Annotated in this window: 6 protein-coding genes and 2 pseudogenes; 3 read left to right on the top strand and 5 right to left on the bottom strand. The window is 68.5% G+C overall.

The features are described 5' to 3' along the window. A pseudogene (locus tag AB4Y86_RS08605) lies at positions 1-230 on the top strand (GerMN domain-containing protein); the annotation flags it as partial. A gap of 60 nt (positions 231-290) precedes the next feature. Here the strand turns inward: AB4Y86_RS08605 and AB4Y86_RS08600 are convergent. From AB4Y86_RS08600 to hrcA, 3 genes are all read right to left on the bottom strand, one after another. Further along, positions 291-1070 carry a 16S rRNA (uracil(1498)-N(3))-methyltransferase gene (locus tag AB4Y86_RS08600; protein ID WP_441401833.1) on the bottom strand — a complete coding sequence of 260 codons (780 nt, stop codon included), beginning with the start codon at positions 1068-1070 and terminating at the stop codon, positions 291-293. Between the two features lie 2 nt (positions 1071-1072). Beyond that, complete coding sequence (gene dnaJ / locus AB4Y86_RS08595; protein WP_441401832.1) at positions 1073-2200, bottom strand: molecular chaperone DnaJ; 1128 nt, start codon at positions 2198-2200, stop codon at positions 1073-1075. A gap of 79 nt (positions 2201-2279) precedes the next feature. Beyond that, positions 2280-3293 (bottom strand): heat-inducible transcriptional repressor HrcA, encoded by a 1014-nt coding sequence (gene hrcA, locus AB4Y86_RS08590; protein WP_441401831.1) that lies wholly within the window; start codon positions 3291-3293, stop codon positions 2280-2282. A 261-nt stretch (positions 3294-3554) separates the two neighbouring features. On the opposite strand from hrcA, the gene AB4Y86_RS08585 reads away from it, so the two are divergent. Together AB4Y86_RS08585 and AB4Y86_RS08580 are read left to right on the top strand one after the other, a co-directional pair. After that, positions 3555-4409, top strand: a complete 855-nt coding sequence (locus tag AB4Y86_RS08585) for a DUF3097 domain-containing protein (protein WP_441401830.1) — start codon at positions 3555-3557, stop codon at positions 4407-4409. A 123-nt stretch (positions 4410-4532) separates the two neighbouring features. After that, positions 4533-4952, top strand: a complete 420-nt coding sequence (locus AB4Y86_RS08580; protein WP_441401829.1) for a DUF4870 domain-containing protein — start codon at positions 4533-4535, stop codon at positions 4950-4952. 87 nt (positions 4953-5039) lie between these two features. Here the strand turns inward: AB4Y86_RS08580 and hemW are convergent, their stop codons facing one another. Next, positions 5040-6278, bottom strand: a complete 1239-nt coding sequence (gene hemW / locus AB4Y86_RS08575) for a radical SAM family heme chaperone HemW (protein ID WP_441401828.1) — start codon at positions 6276-6278, stop codon at positions 5040-5042. Between the two features lie 2 nt (positions 6279-6280). Then, a pseudogene (locus AB4Y86_RS08570) lies at positions 6281-6808 on the bottom strand (elongation factor 4); the annotation flags it as partial. Between the last annotated feature and the right edge of the window lie 29 nt (positions 6809-6837).

Genomic DNA, 6837 nt, shown 5'->3' with positions numbered 1-6837 from the left:
GCAGCACCGTCCCGGCCGGCAAGCTGCACTGGGAGATCCTGCGGGTGGACGGCACCGCCAAGACCCCCTACCTGAACGGCACGGTCACGGCAGACGCCGCCGCCACCGGCCTCTTTAACATTGCGGTGAACCTGGGGCCCGGGAGCTATGAGGCGCGGGTCTCGCAGATCGATCCGGGTAGCAACGTCCCGGACCTGAACGTGGATACCCGCGGCTTCACCGTGCACTAGGGGGTGCCGTGAGGCCTGCCCGGCCGGGCCGTGACCGCCGGAAACTTGAGGCCTGGCGCCCTACCAGCGTCCCAGGATGTCGCTGGCCAACACAGTGGCGGCGGGACCCGCGGTGGAGGAGCGCAGCACGTAGTGGCCCAGCAGGGCGGTCACTGCTCCGGCATCGCACAGCCGGGTGACCTCGCGGGGGCTGATGCCGCCCTCGGGTCCCACAATCAGCAGCACCTCGCGGGGTCCGCCGGCGTCGCCGTCATTGTGCTGTGGCCGGTGCCAGGCTTCCAGCACCTGCCGCAGCGGCCGCACCGCGTCTTCGTGCAAGATCACCGCCAGATCCGCGGCCGCGACGGCGGCCTGCAGGCCGGCGCCGTCGACGGCGGCGCGGACCTCCGGGATCCAGGCGCGGCGTGCCTGCTTCGCGGCCGCCGTCACCACCGACTGCCACTTGGCGTGGGCCTTCGCCGCGCGTTCGGGTTTCCACCGCACAATCGACCGCTCCGCCTGCCAGGGGACGACGGCGTCGATTCCCAGTTCCGTCACGGTTTCGGCGGCCAGTTCGTCGCGGTCCCCCTTGGCGAGTGCCTGCACGAGCACCAGCCGGACATCGGGCCGGGGCTCCGAGCTGACCCCGCTGCACTGAACGGTCAGCTCCTGGGGCGCGAGGGCGGTGACGGTGCCGGTCAGGCGCTTGCCCGCACCGTCGGCGAGGTCGACCGGCTCCCCCACGGTCAGCCGCTTGACGGTCACCGCGTGGCGCGCTTCGGGACCTTCGAGGACGAAGATTGAGCCGGGAACCTGCTGGTCCAGGCTTCCTGCCGGGGTGAAGAAGACCGGGTTACTCACCGCTACAGGTTACCGAGCCGGTCCCGCAGCTTGGCGAAGACGCCGCCGCTGGCGGCCAGCTTGCCCTCGGTGAACTGCTCGCCGCGGAGTTTGGCCAGCTGGCGCAGCAGGTCCTCCTGGGCGGCGTCGAGCTTTGCCGGGGTGTCCACCTGCAGATGGACCTTGAGGTCGCCCCGGCCGTAGCCGCGCAGGTGCGTCACACCGAGGCCGCGGAGCGTGATGACCTCGCCGGACTGGGTGCCGGCCTTGACGTCGATTTCCTGTTCGCCGTCGAAGGTTTCGAGGGTCAGCTCCGTGCCCAGGGCCGCGGCGGTCATCGGGATGTTGAGGCTGGCATGCAGGTCGTCGCCCTCGCGGACGTAGGTGGCGTCATTGTTGACCCGGATCTCCACGTACAGGTCTCCGGACGGTCCGCCGGCCGGTCCCGCTTCACCCTGCCCGGAGAGCTGGATGCGGGTGCCGGTGGCGACGCCTGCGGGGACCTTCACGGTGAGTGAGCGGCGGCTGCGGATGCGGCCCTGGCCGGCGCATTCATTGCACGGATCCTTGATCACGGTGCCGAAGCCTTCGCAGCTGCCGCACGGAGCGGTGGTCATGACCTGGCCGAGGATGGAACGCACCGCGCGCTGGACCTGGCCGCTGCCGCCGCAGATGTCGCAGCGTTCAGGGTGGGTGCCCGGCCGGCAGCAGGAGCCTTCACACGTCGGGCAGGTCACGGCGGTGTCGACTTCGAGCTTTTTGTTGACGCCGAAGACGGCGTCGCGGAGTTCGATCCTGACGCTGATCAGGGCGTCCTGGCCGCGGCGGACCCGGGACGCCGGGCCGGCCTGGCCGCCGGCGCCGCCGAAGAACGATTCGAAGATGTCCTGGAAGGCGAAGCCCTGGCCGGCGTAGCCGCCGCCGAAGCCGTTGTCGTTGCCGTTCTCGTTGCCCGTGGTGTCATAGATCCGGCGTTTTTGCGGGTCGGACAGCACCTCGTAGGCGTGCGTCACCGCCTTGAAGCGTTCGGACGCGTCGTCACCGGGGTTCACATCCGGGTGCAGGGTTCGCGCCAGCTTGCGGTAGGCCTTCTTGATCTCTTCCCCCGTCGCTTCGCGGGAGACTCCAAGAACGTCGTAGTGGCTGCTCAAAATGTGTATCTCTTCCTGGTTGTACTGCCGGTAATGGGCAAGAAGTGTGATGCGTGGGGTTCGCGCCCGGGCCGGACCCTTAGGGCCCGAGGATCCTGGAAAGGTAGCGGGCCACCGCACGGACGGCGGCCATGGTGGTGGGATAGTCCATCCGGGTCGGTCCGAGTACCCCGACCTTGGCCGTGGCATCCGGGCCGTAGCCGGTGGCGACCACGGAGGCTTCGGAGAGTCCGTCGTAGGGGTTTTCCCGTCCGATGCTCACGGTGACGCCGCGCGGGTCCTGCGCCATGTCGCTGAGCAGCCGGAGCATCACCACCTGTTCCTCGAGTGCCTCGAGCACGGGTCCGATGCTCAACGGGAAATCCACGTTGGAGCGGGCCAAGTTGGCGGTCCCGGCCATGACCATCCGTTCCTCACGGCTGCTCGCCGCCAGCGACTCGAGTCCCCGGGCCAGGGCCCGGGCGGCGGTGCGGCGCACCGGCGGGCAACTGTCCGCCACGGCCTGCAGCGACTGCGGCAGCAGGCTCAAGGGCGTGCCGGAAAGCCTGGACAAGAACAAGCTGCGGATTTCCGCAAGGGCCTCGTCGCCGAGATCCTGTCCGACGTCGATCACCCTCTGCTCCACCTTGCCGCTGTCCACGATCAGCACGGTCAGCACCTTGCGCGGAGCCAGCAGGACGAACTCGATGTGCCGAACGCGCGCCCGGCTGAGGAGTGGGTACTGCACGACGGCGACCTGGTTGGTCAGCTGCGCCAGCAGCCGCACGGTCCGGTCCAGCACATCGTCAAGGTCATCGGACCCCTCCAGCAGGGCCTGGATGGCGCGGCGTTCCGCCGGGGACAGCGGTTTGACGGCCGAAATCTGGTCCACGAACAGGCGGTAGCCCTTGTCGGTGGGGATCCGGCCGGCGCTGGTATGCGGCGCAGTGATCAGGCCCTCGTCTTCYAGGGCCGCCATATCGTTGCGGATCGTGGCACTGGAGACGCCCAGATGGTGCCGCTCCACCAGCGCCTTGGATCCTACGGGTTCACGGGAGTGAACATAGTCCTCGACGATGGCGCGCAGCACTTCGAGTTTCCGTGGCTCGCTCACGCCCCACCTCCAATCGACCCTTATCCGGTTCACCGGGTGCCGGGCGGCCGGGAAGGACCGGCCCGACAACACCCACGGTTAGCACTCGACATGCCTAAGTGCTAACCAGTCTAATATGAGTCCCGCGTTGTTAGCATTGGATTCACTGCGGGCCCTGCCGTCGGACCGGTGTTTCCGGACACATCACGGGATCCCGGCCCAACTATTTCGCAAGCTATTTTCCGAGTTCAAACTTTTCGAGTGCAAAGCAGTGTGTAGCCGATGTCGTACCAAAATTGGGGCCCGCAAGAGCTCTCCGCGCCCGCCAAAGCCCAGTTGCCCGAAATCCCGGTGGAACGCGGCATGGTGCTGGAAGACGTTCAATCCGGTTGGGTGGGCGCCGTAACCCGGGTGGAGAAGTCCGGCGGCATGCACGTGGTGGCCCTTGAGGACCGGCGGGGCAAGTCCCGCTCCTTCCGGCTGGGTTTCGGTTTCCTGCTGGACGGCCAGCCGATCCGGTTGATGCCGCCCGCACCGCGGCTCCCTGCCGGCGGCGCCGCCGTCGCCACCCGCACCGCCTCCGGATCCGTCCGGGTGGCCGGCCAGCGCGCCCAGGTGGCCAAGGCCAGCCGGATCTGGGTGGAAGGCAAGCACGACGCCGAACTCGTCGAAAAGGTCTGGGGCGACGACCTCCGGGTCGAGGGCATCGTAGTCGAGCCGCTGCACGGCATCGACGACCTCACGGCCGCTGTGCAGGATTTCGGGCCCGGCCCGGGCCGCCGTCTCGGCGTGCTGGTGGACCACCTCGTCCCCAACTCGAAGGAATCCCGCATCGCCGACACCGTCATGGCCTCCCCCGGCGCCGCCGGCAACGTGCTGATCGTCGGGCACCCCTACGTGGACGTCTGGCAGGCCATCCGGCCGGCGGTGCTGGGGATAGAACGGTGGCCGGAAATTCCCCGCGGCATTGATTGGAAGACCGGCATCCTGACGGCGTTTGGCTGGCCGCACAGCACCAAGGAGGACGTTGGCCTGGGCTGGCAAAAACTCCTCGGCGCCGTCCGCAGCTATGCGGACCTGGAGCCCTCCCTGCTGGGCCGGGTCGAAGAGGTCATCGACTTCCTCACGGTGCCCTGACCGGCTCTCCGTGCTTCACTTCGCGGTCCATGCCAGTATTCTGGGTACGGCGGCCGTTGCATTGTTGTTGCGGCCGCGGCTTCTCCCGGTACCAACGCTCCACCGCAATCCAAAGGACGACACGTGGCAGAAAACGCACGCGAACACACGGACCATCAGGCCGGCCATGGCCAGTCGCCGTACCATGGCGTGCCCGCAAATGCCCTGCCGCTGACGGCACGGGAAGACCGGCAGTGGGCCACCCTGGCGCACTTTGGCGGCATCCTCGGCTGCATCCCGTCGCTCTTGATCTACCTGATCTTCAAGGACCGCGGCCCGTTCACGGCGCAGGAGTCGAAGGAAGCGCTGAACTTCACGCTGCCCCCCACAATCGCCGCGGTGGTCGCCAACCTGTTGGTCTTCGTCCCGGTGGTGGGCAACCTGTTCGCGGTACTGGCCACACTCATCTGGATTGCCTTGGCCTGCTTCTCCGTGGCCGCAGGCATCCACGTCAACCGCGGCCAGCCGCACCGCTACGACTTCAACCTCCGCTGGATCAAGTAGACCGGCGCTGGCCGGACAAACAGTTTTGCCGGCAGGAACTGGGCCGGACGAGAGGTAAGCCGGACCAGGAGCCTGCCCGCCAGGGCGCTAGTCCGGCAGGATCCGGCGGACCACCGCGTCGGCCAGCAGGCGGCCCTTGAGCGTGAGCACCAGGCGGCCCTGGAAGGCCGCCCCCGGCTCAACGAGCCCGTCCGCGATCAATCCGGCCACAGCATGGCGCCCGGTGTCTCCCAGGCCGCCAAGACTCGGGATGGCCAGGCCGGTGACGAGCCGGGCCTCGAGCATGACGCGTTCGACGTTGCGGGTTTCGGCGTCGAGCGTTTCCCGGCCGGCCGCGGGCGAGGCGCCCGACCCCAGCCGGGCTGCATAGGCGCTCGGGTGCTTGACGTTCCACCAGCGGACCCCGCCGACGTGCGAGTGCGCGCCGGGCCCGATGCCCCACCAGTCGTCCCCGCGCCAATAGGCCAGGTTGTGGCGGCAGGCCTGCTCCGGGGTGCGGGCCCAGTTGCTGACCTCGTACCAGCCCAGGCCCGCGGCGGAGATCAGCTCGTCGGCCAGTTCGTACTTGGCGGCATGGTCGTCGTCGTCGATCCCCGGCACTTCGCCGCGGCGGATCTGGGCGGCCAGCTTGGTGCCGTCCTCCACGATCAGCGCGTAGGCGCTGATGTGGTCCGGGCCGTAGGACAGGGCCGTCTCCAGCGAGTACCGCCAGTCCTCCAGCGACTCGCCGGGTGTGCCGTAGATCAGGTCAAGGCTGACAGCCAGGCCGGCCTCGCGGGCCCATTGCACCACCTGCGGCACCCGGCTGGGCGTGTGGGTGCGGTCCAGGACCTTGAGGACGTGCGGCACGGCCGACTGCATGCCGAAAGACACCCGGGTGAAGCCGGCGTCGGCCAGCACCCGCAGCGACTCGGGCGTGACGGAGTCCGGATTGGCTTCCGTGGTGACCTCGGCGCCGGGTGCCAGGCCCCAGGTGTCCACCGCGGCCGCCAGGATGCGGGCAAGGTCCCCGGCGGGCAGCAGCGTGGGCGTCCCCCCGCCGAAGAACACCGTGCTGAGCTGTCGCTCGGGCAGGCCGGACGCCGTCAGGACGCGGCCGGCAAAGTCCACCTCGGCCACAGCGGTGCCGGCATAGGCGTCCTGCGAGGCGCCGCCGCCGAGCTCCGTGGCGGTGTAGGTGTTGAAGTCGCAGTAGCCGCAGCGCACGGCACAAAACGGGATGTGCACGTACAGGCCGAAGGCCCGGTCCGCGGCGCCCGCCAGCGCCTGGCCGGGCAGCAGCCCGTCCGACGGCGCCGGATCACCGAGGGGAAGCACGCTTGGCATGGCTACTTCTTGGCCTTGTCCTTGGACTCTTCGGTGGTGAGGGCGGCGATGAAGGCTTCCTGCGGGACTTCGACGCGTCCCACCATCTTCATGCGCTTCTTGCCTTCCTTCTGCTTTTCCAGCAGCTTGCGCTTCCGGGTGATGTCGCCGCCGTAGCACTTGGCCAGGACGTCCTTGCGGATCGCGCGGATGCTTTCGCGGGCGATGATCCGGGAGCCGATGGCGGCCTGGATCGGCACCTCGAACTGTTGCCGCGGGATGAGTTCGCGCAGCTTGCCGGTCATCATCACGCCGTACGCGTAAGCCTTGTCCCGGTGGGTGATGGCGCTGAATGCATCTACTTGTTCGCCCTGGAGCATGATGTCCACCTTGACGAGGTCGGCGACCTGGTCGCCGTCGGCCTTCCAGTCCAGCGAGCCGTAGCCGCGGGTCTTGGACTTGAGGATGTCGAAGAAGTCGAAGACGATTTCGGCCAACGGCAGACGGTAGCGGATCTCCACCCGGTCCTCGGAGAGGTAGTCCATGCCGCCGCGGCGTCATGGGCGGCATGGACTACCTC

This window comes from Arthrobacter sp. 2YAF22_2 (genome assembly GCF_052114645.1).
GTDB lineage: Bacteria > Actinomycetota > Actinomycetes > Actinomycetales > Micrococcaceae > Arthrobacter.
This window is presented reverse-complemented; position numbering and strand designations above follow the sequence as displayed.